At 69.8% G+C, this 16,586-nt stretch carries 14 protein-coding genes; 5 read left to right on the top strand and 9 right to left on the bottom strand.

The features are described 5' to 3' along the window. Window positions 1–8 precede the first annotated feature (8 nt). Complete coding sequence (locus tag OHO83_RS20730) at window positions 9–2,027, bottom strand: CocE/NonD family hydrolase (protein ID WP_266673216.1); 2,019 nt, start codon at window positions 2,025–2,027, stop codon at window positions 9–11. Between the two features lie 10 nt (window positions 2,028–2,037). Further along, window positions 2,038–3,552, bottom strand: coding sequence for a peptide MFS transporter (locus tag OHO83_RS20725; RefSeq protein ID WP_330279715.1), 1,515 nt, complete (start codon window positions 3,550–3,552; stop codon window positions 2,038–2,040). Window positions 3,553–3,776: 224 nt separating this feature from the next. Between OHO83_RS20725 and OHO83_RS20720 the strand changes: the two genes are divergently transcribed. Continuing rightward, window positions 3,777–4,787, top strand: a complete 1,011-nt coding sequence (locus OHO83_RS20720; RefSeq protein WP_266673220.1) for a polyprenyl synthetase family protein — start codon at window positions 3,777–3,779, stop codon at window positions 4,785–4,787. A gap of 43 nt (window positions 4,788–4,830) precedes the next feature. Here OHO83_RS20720 and OHO83_RS20715 read toward each other — a convergent pair whose 3' ends face one another. Further along, on the bottom strand, window positions 4,831–5,364 hold the full coding sequence (locus OHO83_RS20715; protein WP_266673222.1) for a hypothetical protein: 534 nt from the start codon (window positions 5,362–5,364) through the stop codon (window positions 4,831–4,833). Between the two features lie 477 nt (window positions 5,365–5,841). Between OHO83_RS20715 and OHO83_RS20710 the strand changes: the two genes are divergently transcribed. The 3 genes from OHO83_RS20710 to OHO83_RS20700 all read left to right on the top strand — a co-directional run bounded on the left by OHO83_RS20710 (window position 5,842) and on the right by OHO83_RS20700 (window position 9,047). Next, on the top strand, window positions 5,842–7,095 hold the full coding sequence (locus OHO83_RS20710) for a LolA family protein (RefSeq protein WP_330279714.1): 1,254 nt from the start codon (window positions 5,842–5,844) through the stop codon (window positions 7,093–7,095). Window positions 7,096–7,195: 100 nt separating this feature from the next. Next, window positions 7,196–8,152 carry an ABC transporter ATP-binding protein gene (locus OHO83_RS20705; RefSeq protein WP_266673226.1) on the top strand — a complete coding sequence of 319 codons (957 nt, stop codon included), beginning with the start codon at window positions 7,196–7,198 and terminating at the stop codon, window positions 8,150–8,152. Further along, the gene (locus OHO83_RS20700) at window positions 8,139–9,047 is read left to right on the top strand and encodes an ABC transporter permease (RefSeq protein ID WP_329434274.1); all 909 of its coding nucleotides are present in this window, start codon (window positions 8,139–8,141) and stop codon (window positions 9,045–9,047) included. The genes OHO83_RS20705 and OHO83_RS20700 overlap by 14 nt, the downstream gene beginning before the upstream one ends. A 12-nt stretch (window positions 9,048–9,059) precedes the next feature. Here the strand turns inward: OHO83_RS20700 and OHO83_RS20695 are convergent, their stop codons facing one another. The 3 genes from OHO83_RS20695 to OHO83_RS20685 all read right to left on the bottom strand — a co-directional run bounded on the left by OHO83_RS20695 (window position 9,060) and on the right by OHO83_RS20685 (window position 11,921). Next, window positions 9,060–9,650 (bottom strand): flavodoxin family protein, encoded by a 591-nt coding sequence (locus OHO83_RS20695; protein ID WP_330279713.1) that lies wholly within the window; start codon window positions 9,648–9,650, stop codon window positions 9,060–9,062. A 242-nt stretch (window positions 9,651–9,892) separates the two neighbouring features. After that, complete coding sequence (gene rarD / locus OHO83_RS20690) at window positions 9,893–10,864, bottom strand: EamA family transporter RarD (protein ID WP_389565710.1); 972 nt, start codon at window positions 10,862–10,864, stop codon at window positions 9,893–9,895. A gap of 199 nt (window positions 10,865–11,063) precedes the next feature. Next, complete coding sequence (locus OHO83_RS20685) at window positions 11,064–11,921, bottom strand: SDR family oxidoreductase (RefSeq protein WP_330279712.1); 858 nt, start codon at window positions 11,919–11,921, stop codon at window positions 11,064–11,066. Between the two features lie 110 nt (window positions 11,922–12,031). Between OHO83_RS20685 and OHO83_RS20680 the strand changes: the two genes are divergently transcribed. After that, the gene (locus OHO83_RS20680; RefSeq protein ID WP_266673236.1) at window positions 12,032–12,406 is read left to right on the top strand and encodes a winged helix-turn-helix transcriptional regulator; all 375 of its coding nucleotides are present in this window, start codon (window positions 12,032–12,034) and stop codon (window positions 12,404–12,406) included. 31 nt (window positions 12,407–12,437) lie between these two features. Here the strand turns inward: OHO83_RS20680 and OHO83_RS20675 are convergent, their stop codons facing one another. The 3 genes from OHO83_RS20675 to OHO83_RS20665 form a co-directional block, all read right to left on the bottom strand. Continuing rightward, window positions 12,438–13,520, bottom strand: a complete 1,083-nt coding sequence (locus tag OHO83_RS20675) for a 2-oxoacid:ferredoxin oxidoreductase subunit beta (RefSeq protein WP_330279598.1) — start codon at window positions 13,518–13,520, stop codon at window positions 12,438–12,440. Continuing rightward, entirely contained in the window at window positions 13,513–15,444 is a 1,932-nt protein-coding gene (locus OHO83_RS20670; RefSeq protein WP_330279711.1) for a 2-oxoacid:acceptor oxidoreductase subunit alpha, read from the bottom strand. Before OHO83_RS20670 ends, OHO83_RS20675 begins: the two co-directional genes overlap by 8 nt. A gap of 343 nt (window positions 15,445–15,787) precedes the next feature. Beyond that, window positions 15,788–16,447 carry a response regulator transcription factor gene (locus tag OHO83_RS20665; protein WP_323186999.1) on the bottom strand — a complete coding sequence of 220 codons (660 nt, stop codon included), beginning with the start codon at window positions 16,445–16,447 and terminating at the stop codon, window positions 15,788–15,790. Window positions 16,448–16,586: the final 139 nt, after the last annotated feature.

Here is a 16,586-nt window from a genome sequence, read left to right as displayed (position 1 = left end):
CCGCTGCCTCACCCCGCCGTACGCGGAATCCGCTGCTCCCACGTCCGGTGGAAGACCACCTCGCCGCCGTCCCGGCACACCACCTCGTTGCTGGTGATGAAGTCCGTCGCGTCGCAGGCGATTTCGGAGCGGGTCTCGATCGTGACGTCCCACGCCAGTTCGGGCCGGTGCAGGCGGATCGACCAGTCGGAGCGGGTCCGCGCGCTGAGCGGGTCCGACTCCTGGATGACGTACGTCTCCAGGGCGTCCTCGGTGAATTCGAGGCCGTCGGGGTAGACACGGGTGCCGCCGTAGCGCGGGTCGACCTCGAGGCGCCATTCACCCTTGGCGACGTCGCGGACGCAGAGCCGCTCGGGGCGTTGTTCGTCCAGGGTGGCCGGGTGGACGACACCCATCGGCTCGGACTGTTCGGGCCGCTCGAAGCCGATGTCGGCGCCGTTCTCGGCGTCGACCATCCTGACCGGCAGTTCGAGGGCGCTGCCCGCCGGTTCGAGGGTGAAGCCGGCCTCCGAACCGGGCTGCGGCCAGATCCACGGCCAGTACGCGGACGACACCGCGAGACGGATGCGGTGCCCGGCCGGGAAGGTGTGGCCGATGCCGTTCAGCTCGAAGGAGACCTCGTCCGCGGTGCCGGGGGGCCAGGCGACGGCCTTGTCGCGGCCCTCGCGCGAAGAGAGGTTGAGGACGCCGCGCGTGACGAGCGTCGAGGAGCCGTCCGGTGCCACGTCGCACACCCGGGCGACGACCTGCCCGCGCGGTACCTCGCTGGTGATCCGCAGTGTCACCAGCGGCCGGCCGAGTACCTGGATCTCCGAGGGCACCTCGAACTCGAAGCACGCCGACTTGGCGTCCTCGTCCCGCTGGTCCGGCGGCAGGTCCGCGTCGTTCCCGAAGGGGAAGAAGCGGCCCGCGTCCAGGCCCGTCTGCTGGGGCGACCTCACGATCACGGGCGGCCCCTGAAGGGCGTACGCGAGGGGCGCGACGTTCGGGGACGGCCAGGACGGGTCACCGACCCAGTGGCCCGGCAGCGTCGGGTAGACGGTGGCGGGCGGGTGCGGGCCGCTGATCCAGGAGCGGAGTTTGGGCTCCGCCATGACGCCGTTGTCCACGCCCTTGAGGTGGTGGTCCCACCAGCGGAGGGTCTCCTGGAGGAAGCCGATCGCGGGGCCCGGCGGCAGGCCGCGGTCCGGGTACTGGTGCGACCAGGGGCCGATGATCCCGCGTACCCGCTGGTCGGGCAGGTTCTCGACCAGGCGCAGGACGGTGTCGCGGTACGGGTCGTGCCAGCCGCCCACCGCGAGGACGGCCGCCTGCACGGCGGTGTAGTCCTCGCAGACGCTGCCGTGCCGCCAGTACGCGTCGCGGGTCTGGTGGCCGAGCCAGGTGTGGATGAACGGGTCGACCGCTTCGAGGCGCTTCAGCCACATCGCGCGCCAGCCGTCGCCGACGAACTGCGGGTCGGGCGGTCGCGACACGAAGGCGAGCATGGTCGCCGCCCATGCGTGCATGTCCACCGCGAGGACGGAACCTCCCATGTAGTGCACGTCGTTGTCATAGCGGTCGTCCGTCGAGCAGACCGTGACGACCGCCTTGAGCGGCTCGGGCGCGAGGGCCGCGATCTGGAGGGAGTTGAAGCCGCCCCAGGAGATGCCGAACATGCCGACCTTGCCGCTGCACCAGGGCTGTGCGGCCAGCCAGTTGACGACGGCGACACCGTCCGCGAGCTCTGTCGGGTCGTACTCGTCGCCGGGCAGGCCCTCCGAGTTTCCGTGCCCGCGCACGTCGACGCGCACGGAGGCGTAGCCGTGGCCCGCGTACCAGGGGTGGCGCTGCCAGTCGCGGGGCGCCGTCCAGTCGCTCAGGCGGTACGGGAGGTATTCGAGGAGGGCGGGCACCGGCTCGTCGGTCACCGGACGCCAGATGCGGGCGAACAGCGTGGTGCCGTCCGGCAGGGGTACGCGAATGTCCTCGCGGGTCGTCTCGTAGGGGAAGGAGGTGCGGATGGTGAGGGCCGGGGTTTCTGACATGGGAGTCACCTCAGTGAACGGGGTGCATGGTCCTGCGCAGCCACGGCGCGAGCGCGATGACGACCAGGCCGATGGCTACGGCGATGGCGCCGTTGACGCCGAAGTACACGGGATTGGAGACCTCGCCGTAGAGCTTCACGGTCTGTGCCTGGATGCCGTTGGCGAGGGCGAGCGACAGGAACCAGAGCGACATGGTCTGGCTGGAGAATGCCTTCGGGGCGAGCTTCGTCGTCGCCGACATGCCGGAGGTCTCCAGAAGGATGTCGCCGAGACCGAGCAGCAGATACGAGCCGACGATCCACCAGGCGGCCATCTTGTACGTGTCCCCGCTGTGGCCCGAGGTGGGGATGACCATGAGCAGGAACGACAGCCCGCCGAGGATCACACCGAACGCGATCTTGTTGGAGGCGTGCGGCTGGCGCGGCCCCATCCGGGCCCACAGACCGGCCACCACGGGGGCGAGCGCGACCTCGAAGGCGCCGAGCGCGGACGCGTACCAGCCGGCGGGGAAGTGGAAGCCGAGGATCTCGGTCCTGGCGTTCGTCGAGGCCAGCAGGATCATCGTCGAGTACGCCTGGAACAGGATGAAGTTGAAGACCACGGAGGCCAGGAAGAGCACGACGTACGGCTTGAGTCTGCCGCGCTCCTCGGCGGTCACCCGGGGGCTGCGGAACATCACCGCGAAGTACACGACCGGCGCGATCACCGAGATGACCGTGAGGACGTCCACGAAGCGGTCCATCGTCAGCCGGCCGGCCCACACGAGGACCACGGCGAGTACGGCGACGGTGATCGCGCTCACGATCATCAGCCGGACCGCGCGCCGCATCCCCTCGGGCGGCAGGGCGTACTCGGCGGCGTGCTTGCGTCCGGCCAGATGGCGCCGTCCGGCGACGTACTGGACGAGACCGAACGTCATGCCGATCGCGGCGGCCGAGAAGCCCCAGTGCCAGCCCTTGTGGTCGCCGAGCCAGCCGGTGATCAACGGGCCCGCGAAGGCACCGATGTTGATGCCCATGTAGTACAGCGCGAAGCCCGCGTCGCGGCGCTCGTCGTCGGTGCGGTAGAGCTTGCCGACCATCGTGGCTACATTGGGTTTGACCAGGCCGGTTCCCGCGCTGATCAGGCCGAGACCGACCCAGGTCATGGTGGCCGTCGGCACCGCCATGGCGTAGTGGCCGCAGGCGATCAGGACGCCGCCGTACAGGACCGCGCGGTACGAGCCGAGGATCCGGTCGGCGAGCCAGCCACCCCCCACCGAGACGAGATAGACGAGAGTTCCGTACGCTGCCGATACGGACGCCGCCGTTCCCGCGGACATGCCCAGGCCGCCGTGTGCCACCGTGTCCGCGAAGTAGAGGACGAGGATGGCCTGCATGCCGAGGAACGAGAAACGCTCCCAGACTTCGAGACCCGACAGCGTGAGCAGGCCGCGCGGCTGGCCGAAGAACGCGTGGTCGTCGCCCGGCGGCGGCTGGTCGCTCGCCGGTTCGTTCGGCTCGGTCTCGGCCGTGGTGCGGGACAAAGGAGAGACTCCCGGTCTACTCGGTCGTATGAGCTGATCAAGAACATACCGGGGGTGTTCGTGGGTCGCTCGGCCTGGTCTGTGCGGGCAGGCCCCCACTGTGATCGAAACGCGACCGGATACGCTGACTTGAGTGATGGCAGCGACACATCGACAAACCGTGTCATCGACCAAATGATCGACCGAGTTCGCCATGTGATCGTCAGCAGACAGGAGAACCTCTCGTGACCGTCGTCGGGACTTTCGGTCTTAGCGTGCGGGACCAGGCTCTCGAAGCCGATGTCCAGGCCGGGTTGACGGCTGTCGAGGAGGGTCTGCTCGAGGCAACGAAGAGCGAGGTCCCCTTCATCACGGAGGCCGCGCAGCATCTCGTGCGCGCGGGCGGCAAGCGCTTCAGGCCCCTCCTCGCGATGCTCGCCGCTCAGTTCGGCGACCCGTACGCGCCGGGTGTCGTGCCCGCCGCCGTCGTCGTCGAGCTGACGCATCTCGCGACGCTCTACCACGACGACGTGATGGACGAGGCCGACGTGCGCCGCGGCGTCGACAGCGCCAACGTCCGCTGGGGCAACTCCGTCGCGGTCCTGACCGGCGACTTCCTCTTCTCGCGCGCCTCCCACATGCTGGCCGACCTCGGGCCCGAGGCCGTCCGCATCCAGGCGGAGGCCTTCGAGCGCCTCGTCACCGGGCAGATCCTGGAGACGGCCGGACCGCGCGACGGCCGCGACCCGGTCGACCACTACCTCGACGTCCTCGGTGGCAAGACCGGCTCGCTGATCGCCGTGGCCGTGCGGTTCGGCGCGATGATGGCGGGCGCCGACGAGCGCATCGTGGACGTCCTCGCGCAGTACGGCGAGCGGCTCGGCGTCGCCTTCCAGCTCGCCGACGACGTCCTGGACATCGCCTCCGACTCGCACGAGTCCGGCAAGACCCCCGGCACCGATCTGCGCGAGGGCATCCCCACGCTGCCGGTGCTCCGTCTGCGCGAGCGCGCCGAGCAGCTCGGCCTGCCCGAGGACCGCGCCCTGTGCGAGCTCCTCGACTCCGACCTGACGGACGACGCGCGCCACGCCGAGGCGCTCGAACGGCTGCGTGTCCACCCGTCCCTGGAGCAGGCCCGCAGGGACACCGTGCGGTACGCGGAGGAGGCGCGGGCGACCCTCGCGCCGCTGCCCGAGTGCGACGCGAAGGCGGCCCTTCTGGAGCTGTGCGACGCGGTGGTGCACCGGGCGGGCTGACGCCCTCCCGCCTCACCGGCCCGCCGCGCGCGGGTCGGTGAGGTCAGTAGCCGTTGCTGCTCGACCCCGAGCCGTCCTGCGCCCTGGCGCCGGTGGGTGTCGCCGCGAACCATGTGCCGTCCACTCCCTGGCCGTGCGCCTCCTTCGGCTCGTCGTCCTTGGCGTAGCGGTAGAGCGGTCGGCCCGCGAGGGTGATCTGGGTGGTGCCGTCCGACCGTTCCACCGTCGAGACCAGCTTCTTGTCGACGCCCTTGACCGTGACGTTCTTGGCGTCGGTGGTCGTGGCGGCCGGCCAGAGCTTGGCGCAGTTGCCGTAGCAGGTCACCTTGGTGGGCTTGGCCGAGTCCTCGTCGAAGCGGTACAGGACGTAGCCCTTGCTGTCGGTGACGACGGTGCCGACCTGGTCGACCTCGGCGGCGGTCAGGGTCGCGGAACCGGTGGGGGCGCTGCCGCTCCCGGTGTCGCCGCTCTTGCTCCCGCCGCCGCTGCCGCCGCATCCGCCGAGCGCGAGCGTGAAGACGGCGACGCCCACGGCGACGTAACCGGTGATCCGCGTGTTTCTCCTGGTGGCGAGCATGGCGACCCCTTTGTCGGATGCGGATGACTGGCACCCAGAAATACGGATTTGGGCGGGGTTCTGCTCGACGGGGTGATGCTGCGATGCAGGACGACCTGTTGGCGGGCGGCACGGGCCGCTCCCCCCGGCACCGCCGGGATCCGGCGCCTGAACACCGCCGGCGAAGTCACCCGTGCCGGCGGCCCCTGCCCCGGCAGGGTCGTCGGCGTGCCCTACCGGGCCGGTCACGTGTTCGTACCGCGGAGACCGGTCCAGGGGATCGGCGGCGTCTCCCCTACGGGATGGGGGAGGCGTCGCCCTCCCGTGTCATACCGCGGGAGTACGCGGAGTTGATCCTGGGGTCTGACGCTTCCGTCCGGCCGATTTGGTCAGATTGATAGCACCACTCCCGACCAGTTCGGGTGAGAATGGCGGCTTGGGGTGGACAGACGAGCAAGGACGGTAGGCCGCCGCCCAACACGGAGGTAGGGCAACAACATGGCACCGTACGAATCCGAAAGCGCCGGTCGTCGCAAGGCGACCCGCTATGTGGTCCCGGTCGCGGTGGTGGGGGTGGCCGCGGCGACGATCGGGCTCGTCCCCGCTCTGGCCGACTCCGGCAATCCCGATCTGCCGAAGATCAGCGCTCAGCAGCTCATCGAGAAGATCGCCAAGTCGGACGTGCAGCAGATGTCCGGCACGGTGAAGATCTCCACGGATCTCGGACTCCCGTCCCTGGGCGGTATGGCGGGCGGCTTCGCCCCGGGCGCCGGCGGCTCCTCGGACGGCAAGGCGGGTTCCTCCGCCGACCCGCAGTCCAAGCTGATGGAACTGGCCTCCGGCACGCACACGGTGCGTATCGCGGCGGACGGCTCCGACCGGCACAAGCTGTCCGTCCTGGACGACGCCGCCGAGTACAGCGTGATCCACAACGGCGACGAGGTCTGGGCCTACGACAGCGCGTCGAACGAGGCCTACCACGCCAAGGACGCCGCCGCGGGTGACCGGGCCGCGAAGCACCGCGAGGGCGAGACGCCGAAGGGCGTCCCGGCCACGCCGAAGGAGCTCGCGGACGAGGTCCTGAAGGCGTCCGGCAAGACGACGTCGATCTCCGTGGAAGGCACCTCGCAGGTCGCGGGGCGTGACGCGTACAAGCTGCTCGTCAAGCCGAAGCAGGCCGGTTCGACGGTCGGCGGGATCACCATCTCGGTGGACGCGAAGACCGGTGTGCCGCTGAAGTTCACGCTGACGCCCGCGGGCGGCGGCAAGGCGGTCGTGGACGCGGGCTTCACCAAGGTGGACTTCTCCAAGCCGGCCGCTTCGACGTTCGACTTCACCCCGCCGAAGGGCACCAAGGTCACCGAGGGCGACGACCTCAAGGCGGGGGACAAGTCCCACGCGCCGAAGGACATGCCGAAGGACATGCCCAAGGACATGCCCAAGGAACTGAGGGACGCCCAGGGCGGCGGCATGAAGGACCTGAAGGTCATCGGTGAGGGCTGGACGTCCATCGCCGAGCTGAAGCTGCCCGGCGGGCAGGGCCTGCCGACGGGCGGCTCGGCCTCGGGCGACGTCCCGCCGGAGGCGCAGAAGTTCATGGACGCGCTCGGCGACCATGTGACGGGCAAGTTCGGTTCGGGCACGGTCTTCTCGACGCGCCTGGTCAACGCGCTCATCACGGACGACGGCAAGGTCTACGCGGGCGCGGTCACCAAGGACGCGCTCGTGAAGGCGGCGAACGCGGCGCAGTAGCCGTACGCGGCACGAGAGTTGGCAGGCAGGAGTGGAGGCGCCGGTCCCGGTGCCTCCACTCCCGCACTCCACCAGGACCGACGGGCACGACGGGAGCGAGATGGCGGCGAGCACTGCCGGGGAGTCCGTGATCGAGACGCGGGCCCTCACCAAGCGCTACGGCGGCGACCAGCCGGCGGTCGACGGCCTCGACCTCACCGTCCCCGCCGGCAGCGTCTTCGGCTTCCTCGGGCCGAACGGCTCGGGCAAGACCACCACCATCCGCATGCTGATGGGGCTGATCGAGCCGACGTCCGGAGCGGCCCGCGTCCTCGGCCTCCCCATGCCCCGCGCCACGCGGACGGTCCTCCCGCACGTCGGCGCGCTCATCGAGGGCCCCGCCCTGTACGGGTTCCTGTCCGGCCGGGACAACCTCATCCGGTACGACTCCGCGGATCCGGCCGCCGACCCCCGCACCCGCCGCGCCCGCGTCGCCACCGCGCTCGACCGGGTGGGCCTGACGGCCGCCGCGGGCAAGAAGGCGAAGGCGTACTCGCTGGGCATGAAGCAGCGCCTCGGGCTCGCGGCCGCGCTGCTCCAGCCCCGCAGACTCCTCGTGCTCGACGAGCCGACGAACGGCCTCGACCCGCAGGGCATGCGCGAAATCCGTTCCCTGGTACGGGAGCTGGCGTCGGACGGCACGACGGTCTTCCTCTCCTCGCACCTTCTCGACGAGATCGAGCAGGTCTGCACGCACGCGGCCGTGATGGCGCGGGGCCGGCTCATCACGCAGGGTCCGGTCGCCGAGCTGGCGGCGGGTGCCCGAGGCCGGCTCGTGGTCACGACCCCCGACGCGGGCGACGCGGCACGCGTCCTGAAGGACCGGGGCATCGCGGACCTGACCGTGGCGGACGACCAGGTGACGGGCGAGCCGCCCGGTCCGGGCACCGACCTCGCCGAGCTGAACGCCGCGCTGGTCACCGCGGGCGTTCGTGTCCGCGGCTTCGGACTCGAACGGGCTTCGCTGGAGGACGCGTTCGTGGCCCTGACGGGAGAGGGATTCGATGTCGCAGGCTGAGGCCACGGCCGCCGGCACCACCGCCACGGTCGTGTCGGAGGCGCCGCCCGTGCGGAAGAGGATCTGGACGCTCGGCCTGTTCCGCAGCGAGCTGGTCACCACGTTCCGCCGCTGGCGCACGATCGCCCTGCTCGCCGTCCTGGCAGGGGTGCCCATCCTCGTCGGGATCGCCGTGAAGATCGAGACGAGCGGCGGTTCCCCGGCCGCGGGCGGCGGCGGGGGAGGGCCCGCGTTCATAGCGCAGATCACCAACAACGGCCTGTTCCTGGTCTTCACGTCGCTCGCCGCGACGCTCCCGTTCTTCCTGCCGATGGCCGTCGGGGTGATCGCGGGCGACGCGATCGCCGGCGAGGCGAACGCGGGGACGCTGCGCTATCTGCTCGTCGCCCCCGCGGGCCGCACCCGTCTGCTGCTCACCAAGTACGCGACGACGATGACGTTCTGCCTGGTGGCGACCTTGGTCGTGGCGGTGACGGCGCTCGCCACGGGCGCCCTGCTCTTCCCGCTCGGCGACCTCGTCACGATCTCCGGCACCCGGATCGGCTTCGGCGAGGGACTCGTACGGGCCCTGCTGATCGCCCTCGTCGTAGCCGCGTCACTCGTCGGGATCGCCGCGCTCGGACTGTTCGTCTCGACCCTGACCAACAGCGGCATCGCGGCGATGGCGACGACGGTGGGCCTGCTCATCACCGTCCAGATCCTCGACCAGATCCCCCAGCTGCACGCGATCCAGCCGTACCTGTTCTCGCACCACTGGCTGTCCTTCGCCGACCTGATGCGCGAGCCGGTCTACTGGGACGACCTGCTCAAGAACCTGGGCCTCCAGGGTCTGTACGCGGCCGTGTTCGGCTCGGCGGCCTGGGCGCGCTTCACGGCGAAGGACATCACGGCGTAGCCGACTGCCGCGCTACTGCACCTCGTACGGGAAGCGGGCGATCTCCGGCTGCCGTTCGGGCGCGAAGAACGTCTTGGCGCGCAGCAGCGCCCCCTCGTCCTTGAGCACGTCGCCGGGCTTGCTGCCGTTGCCGAGCAGGACGCCGCCGAAGCGCATGCCCATGTACGCGGCCGAGTTGCGCAGCGTGCCGACCAGCGGGTCCGCGACGACCTGCTCCTCGTGGGCGAGCGCGGTCACGCCCCACAGGGTGCGCCCTTCGAGGGTCGCCTTGAAGTCGATGCCGGGGGTGCGCAGCCAGCCCGACCAGTAGTCGAGGTAGCGCTTGGCGGAGGCCGAGAGGGAGTACCAGTACAGCGGCGACGCGATGACGATGTCGGTGGCTTCGAGGGTCGCGTCCAGGAGCAGCGCCGTGCTGTCCCCGGTGGGCCGGGTGTGGTCGCTGTCGTGGCGCAGGTCCTCGAAGTCGGGGAGGGGGTGCGCGGCGAGGTCGATCCAGCGCTGCCCGACCTCGGGGGAGAGCTGCTCGGCGGCCTTGCGGGCCAGGATCTCGGTGTTGCCTTCGCCGCGGCTGCTGCCGAGCAGGAAGAGGAACGTGCGGGACATGGGGCACTCCGTGGTCGGTTGGTCGCGCCGATTACCTGCACGTGCAGTTTATGCATGCGCAAGTAATTTCGTCCAGAGGGTTCGCCGGGCCCGGGGTCAGGGAGCACCGGCGCCGACCGCCCCATGAGGGCCGCGCGGAAGGCGGGGAGCGTGTCCGCCGCGCGGGCCCCCTTCGAGGCGAGCCCGTACACCGTGGCCGGTGGTGATGGTGACGCCGGGCACGCTCGTTCCGGCGCGCGGGATCAGGCGGCCGGCTCGCGCCGCGGATCCGTCAGCGGATCCGCCTGCGGCTGGGGCTGCGCCTGGGTCTGCACCTGCGGATTCGTCGCCGACTCCGGCACCGTCTCAGGAGCCGTCACCCGCGCCTCCTGCTCGGCGAGCGCGATCCGTCCCCGCCGGGCCGTCCGCAGCGCGTCCCACGTCAGGAGCGTGAGCGCCACCCATACGAGAGCGAAGCCCGCCCAGCGTTCGGCGGGCATCGCCTCGTGGAAGTACAGGATGCCGAGCAGGAACTGGAAGACCGGCGCCAGGTACTGGAGCAGCCCCAGCGTCGACAGCGGTACGCGGATCGCGGCGGCGCCGAAGCAGACCAGGGGGATCGCGGTGACCAGGCCCGTCGCCGCGAGCAGCGTGGCGTGGCCCGCGCCGTTGCCGAAGGTGGACTCGCCCTGCGCGCCGATCCACAGCAGATAGGCGAGCGCGGGCACGAACTGGATCGCGGTCTCGGCGGCGAGCGACTCCAGGCCGCCGAGGTTGACCTTCTTCTTCACCAGGCCGTACGTGGCGAAGGAGAAGGCGAGGCAGAGGGAGATCCAGGGCGGCTGCCCGTATCCGAAGGCGAGGACGAGGACCGCGGCGAGGCCGACGCCGACCGCCGCCCACTGTGCGGGCCGCAGCCGCTCGCCCAGGAGCAGGACGCCCATGGCGATGGTGACCAGCGGATTGATGAAGTAGCCGAGCGAGGCCTCGACGACGTGGCCCGCGTTCACGGCCCAGATGTAGACGCCCCAGTTGACCGTGATGACGGCCGCGGCGACGGTGACGAGCGCCAGCCTCCGCGGGTTGCGCAGCAGCTCACCGGCCCAGGCCCAGCGGCGTACGAAGAGCAGCGCGACGCCGACCACGGCCAGCGACCACACCATGCGGTGGGCGAGGATCTCACCGGCGCCGGCGGGCTTGAGCAGGGGCCAGAACAGGGGCACCAGGCCCCACATTCCGTAGGCCGCGATGCCGTTCAACAGTCCTGTGCGCTGTTCGCTTCTCGACTGCCCAGCCTCCACGGCCCCTCCTCCACACGCGCGGACGCCCCGTGGCGGCCACCCATGAAGGTAGCGCCGCGGGGCACCAGCTGTCATGTCCGTATCTCTATACGGTCATGACAGGACATCGACGCAGGTGGGAGACCGCCCGTTCCTAGGCGAGCGCGGCCTTGATCGCGTCCGCGAGCGGGGTGGTGGGGCGGCCGGTCAGCCGGGACAGGTCGCCGCCGGTGGCGGCGAGCAGGCCCTGCTCGATCGCGGTGTCGACGCCGACGAAGATGTCGGCGACGGGCGCGGGCAGTCCGGCGCCGAGCAGGATCTCCCGGTTCTGCTCGGGCGTGACGGAGTTGTACGTGATCGTCCGGCCGGTCTGCCTCGACAGCTCGGCGGCGTACTCGGCGAAGGACCAGGCGACGTCGCCGCTCAGCTCGTACGCCTGGTTCTCGTGGCCCTCGCCGGTGAGGACGGCCACCGCGGCGGCGGCGTAGTCGGCGCGGGAGGCGGAGGCGACGCGGCCCTCGCCCGCGGAGGCGGTGACGGCGCCGTGCTCCAGGACCGGTGCCAGGTTCCCGGTGTAGTTCTCGTGGTACCAGCCGTTGCGCAGGAACGTGTACGGCAGGCCGGAGTCGAGGATCGCCTGCTCGGTCACCTTGTGCTCGGCGGCCAGATCGAAGTCGGCGCGGGGCCCGCCGAGGACGCCCGTGTACGCCAGCAGCGCGACGCCCGCGCCCTTCGCGGCATCGATCACGGCCTGGTGCTGCGCCACGCGCTGCCCGACCTCGCTGCCGGAGATCAGCAGGACCCGGTCCCCGGCGGCGAAGGCTCCGGTCAGTGTCGCGGACGCGCTGTAGTCGGCGATCCGCAGCTCGACGCCGCGGGCGGCGAGATCGGCGGCCTTCTCCTTGTCGCGGACGACGGCGGCGATGCGCTCCGCCGGGACACCGGCGACGAGGAGGCCGTCGATGACGAGACGGCCGAGGTGTCCGGTGGCGCCGGTGACGACGATGCTCATGTCTGGAATCTCCTCTTGGGGGGTTATCTGGCCTTAGGGGCTTATCTGGCACTGAGCCTACGGGTAGCGCTAACTATTGGAAAGTACCCACTTTGAAGTAAGGTACTGACATGGCAGTAAGCAAGGGGAGTTCCGGCGGCGAGGACATGTGTCCGTACCGCCTCGTGCTCGAACACGTCACCAGCCGCTGGGGCGTCCTCGTCCTGATCGCCCTCGAGGAGCGCTCGTACCGCTTCAGTGAGCTGCGCCGGGAGATCGGCCGCGTCAGCGAGAAGATGCTCACGCAGACACTCCAGACCCTGGAGCGCGACGGCATGGTGCACCGCGACGCGAAGCCGGTCATCCCGCCGCGCGTGGACTACTCGCTCACCGGCCTCGGCCGCGAGGCGGCGGAACAGGTCCGCACGCTGGCGACCTGGACGGAGCGCCGCATGGAAGCGGTGGCGCAGGCCCGCAGCGCATACGACGAGACCCGCGCCCCGTAGGGGGCGCGGGTCCGTTCGGGTACAGGGGCGGCTAGCCGACGACGGTCCAGGTGTCGCCGCCGGCGAGCAGTGCGGCCAGGTCGCCTTTTCCGTTCTGTTCGATGGCTTCGTCGAGCTGTTCGGACATCTGGACGTCGTAGACGGGCCGCTCGGTGGAGCGGAAGACGCCGATGGGTGTGTGGTGCAGGGTGTGCGGGTCGGCCAGGCGGGACAGGGCGAACGCGGTCGTGGGGGAGGCGGCGTGTGCGTCGTGGACGAGGATCTGTGACTGGTTGTCCTCGTTCACGTCGACGACCTCCAGGTCACCGCTCTGCGGGTTGCGCACGACGCCCTTGGCGAGGTCGGTGCCGAAGCGGATGGGCTGTCCGTGTTCGAGGCGGATGACCGCCTCCTGGGCCTGCTGCTTGTCCTTGAGGACTTCGAAGGCGCCGTCGTTGAAGATGTTGCAGTTCTGGTAGATCTCCACCAGTGCCGTGCCGGGGTGGGCGGCCGCCTGCCGCAGGACGTCGGTGAGGTGTTTACGGTCGGAGTCGACGGTGCGGGCCACGAACGAGGCTTCCGCGCCCAGGGCGAGGGACACCGGGTTGAAGGGCGCGTCCAGGGAGCCCATCGGCGTCGACTTGGTGATCTTGCCGACCTCGGAGGTGGGCGAGTACTGGCCCTTGGTCAGCCCGTAGATCCGGTTGTTGAAGAGCAGGATCTTCAGGTTCACGTTGCGGCGCAGAGCGTGGATGAGGTGGTTGCCGCCGATGGACAGCGCGTCGCCGTCACCGGTGACCACCCACACCGACAGGTCCCGCCGGCTGGAGGCCAGACCGGTCGCGATGGCCGGGGCGCGGCCGTGGATGGAGTGCATCCCGTAGGTGTTCATGTAGTACGGGAAGCGGGACGAGCAGCCGATGCCCGAGACGAAGACGATGTTCTCCTTCGCCAGCCCGAGTTCGGGCATGAAACCCTGCACGGCGGCCAGGATCGCGTAGTCACCGCACCCCGGGCACCAGCGCACCTCCTGGTCCGACTTGAAGTCCTTCATGGACTGCTCGGCCTCGGCCTTGGGGACCAGCGAGAGCGCCTCGATCGTGCCCGTGCCCTGCGTGCGGCCGGTGTCAGCCATGGATGGCCTCCTTGAGAGCGGTGGCGAGCTGCTCAGCCTTGAACGGCATGCCGTTGACCTGGTTGTAGGAGCGGGCGTCCACCAGATACCGGGCCCGGACGAGGGTGGCGAGCTGGCCGAGGTTCATCTCGGGGATCACCACCTTGTCGTAACGCTCCAGGACCTCGCCCAGATTGCGCGGGAACGGGTTCAGGTGCCGCAGATGAGCCTGCGCGATGCGCTCACCCGCCGCCCGCAGCCGCCGCACCGCCGCGGTGATCGGCCCATACGTCGAACCCCACCCCAGCACCAGGGTGTTGGCATCACCCGACAGGTCATCGACCTCCAGGTCAGGGACCTCGATACCGTCGATCTTGGCCTGCCGGGTGCGGACCATGAACTCGTGGTTGGCCGGATCGTAGGAAATGTTGCCCGTGCCGTCCTGCTTCTCGATCCCGCCGATCCGGTGCTCGAGCCCCGGCGTGCCCGGAACCGCCCACGGGCGGGCCAGTGTCTTCGCGTCCCGCTTGTACGGCCAGAACACCTCCGTACCGTCCGCCTCCGTATGATTGGGCCCCGACGCGAACTGGGTACGCAGGTCCGGGAGTTGATCGATCTCCGGGATACGCCACGGCTCCGACCCGTTCGCCAGATAACCGTCCGACAGAAGGAACACCGGGGTGCGGTAGGTGATGGCGATGCGGGCCGCCTCGATCGCCGCGTCGAAACAGTCCGCCGGCGTGCGCGGCGCCACCACCGGGACCGGCGCCTCACCATTACGCCCGTACATCGCCTGCAGCAGGTCCGCCTGCTCCGTCTTCGTCGGCAGACCCGTCGAGGGGCCACCCCGCTGGATGTCCACCACCAGCAACGGCAGTTCGAGAGAGACCGCCAGGCCGATCGTCTCCGACTTCAGCGCCACACCGGGACCCGACGTCGTCGTGACCGCCAGGGAGCCGCCGAACGCCGCACCCAGCGCCGCGCCGATCCCCGCGATCTCGTCCTCCGCCTGGAACGTGCGCACACCGAAATTCTTGTGCTTCGACAACTCGTGCAGAATGTCCGAAGCCGGCGTGATCGGATACGAACCCAGATACAACGGCAGATCCGCCTGCCTCGACGCCGCGATCAACCCGTAGGACAAAGCCAGATTCCCCGAGATATTGCGGTACGTGCCGGTCGGGAACGCCGACGCGGCCGGCGCGACCTCGTAGGAGACCGCGAAGTCCTCCGTCGTCTCACCGAAATTCCAGCCCGCACGAAAAGCCGCGATGTTCGCCTCCGCGATCTGCGGCCTCTTCGCGAACTTCGACCTCAAAAACCTCTCCGTGCCCTCGGTCGGACGGTGATACATCCACGACAGCAGACCCAGCGCGAACATGTTCTTCGAACGCCCCGCGTCCTTGCGCGACAGCTCGAACTCCTTGAGCGCCTGAACCGTCAACGTCGTCAACGGCACCGGATGCACCTGATAGCCGTCCAGCGAACCGTCCTCCAGCGGAGACGCCCCGTAACCGACCTTCTGCATCGCCCGCTTGGTGAACTCGTCCGTGTTGACGATGATCTCCGCACCACGCGGCACATCCGCGATATTCGCCTTCAACGCCGCCGGATTCATCGCCACCAGCACATTCGGCGCGTCCCCCGGCGTGAGGATGTCATGGTCCGCGAAATGCAACTGGAACGAAGAAACGCCCGGCAGTGTCCCCGCGGGCGCCCTGATCTCAGCCGGAAAGTTCGGCAGCGTCGACAGATCATTCCCGAACGACGCCGTCTCCGAAGTGAACCGGTCACCCGTCAGCTGCATACCATCACCCGAATCACCCGCAAACCGGATGATCACCCGATCCAGACGCCGAACGTCCTTGTCGTTCGCGTATGCGCGCTGCTCTCCGACCGCTGCGCCATCGGCCTGCTCGGCCGGGCTACTGACCTGGCTGGTCACTGAACTGGACCTCCCTCGAGGCGGCTCTGCGGGAGCGGCCGGCCGACCGGCCTCTCCATGGCCCACCCTACGTCGGTAAGGGTCGCCTTCCCTGGATGGTTCGCATGGTGGACGCGACAATGAGACACCCTGATGACCTTGTTTGTCACGATTTACCCACCCCCATGGCCCCTTGTTCGAAGACGCGCCCACTCATCCTTTGGTTCTAGGACCGGTTCGGGGCCGACCCGGGGCCGACCCGGGGTCGGCCCCGGGATCGACCCTGGAGCCGGCCCTGAAGTCGGCCGGAGTGTCCTTGTGTCCGCCGACCGATTCCCGCCATATCTGACAGGGTGTCAGGTCGTTACGAGTTCAGGTAGGTGAGCACCGCCAGAACACGCCGGTGATCCCCGTCACTCGGGGACAGGCCCAGCTTCAGGAAGATATTGCTGACGTGCTTCTCCACCGCGCCGTCGCTCACGACCAGTTGACGCGCGATCGCCGAGTTCGTCCGCCCCTCGGCCATCAGGCCGAGCACCTCGCGCTCACGCGGGGTCAGCCCCGCCAGCACGTCCTGCTTGCGGCTGCGCCCCAGGAGCTGGGCCACCACCTCGGGGTCGAGCGCCGTACCGCCCTGGGCCACCCGCACGACCGCGTCCACGAACTCGCGCACCTCGGCCACCCGGTCCTTGAGCAGATAGCCCACACCGCGGCTGGAACCGGCGAGCAGTTCGGTCGCGTACCGCTCCTCCACGTACTGCGAAAGGACCAGCACCCCGAGCCCCGGGTGCTGCTTGCGCAGCAGGACCGCGGCGCGCACGCCCTCGTCCGTGTGGGTCGGGGGCATCCGCACGTCGGCGACCACGACGTCCGGCAGCGCGTCCTGCGCCGCCAGGTCGGTGATGGTCTTGACCAGGGCGTCCCCGTCGCCCACGCCCGCCACCACATCGTGCCCGCGGTCGGTCAGCAACCGGGTCAGGCCCTCCCTGAGCAGCACTGAATCCTCGGCGATGACCACTCGCACTCTGTCCTCCACGTTTCTCGGCCCCCCACAGCCCGTCCCACCCGTTCAACAGCCACCAGCATCCCAGCATCCGGACGGTCCCGGGCCGTGGCGCCGGGATTGGCCGCGAAGAGGGAGGACGCACGTGTGCGGTGCGCCC

The organism is Streptomyces sp. NBC_00569 (genome assembly GCF_036345255.1).
Classification (GTDB): Bacteria; Actinomycetota; Actinomycetes; order Streptomycetales; family Streptomycetaceae; genus Streptomyces.
The sequence above is the reverse complement of the archived record's forward strand: the minus strand, read 5'-3'. Positions and strand labels throughout refer to the sequence as shown.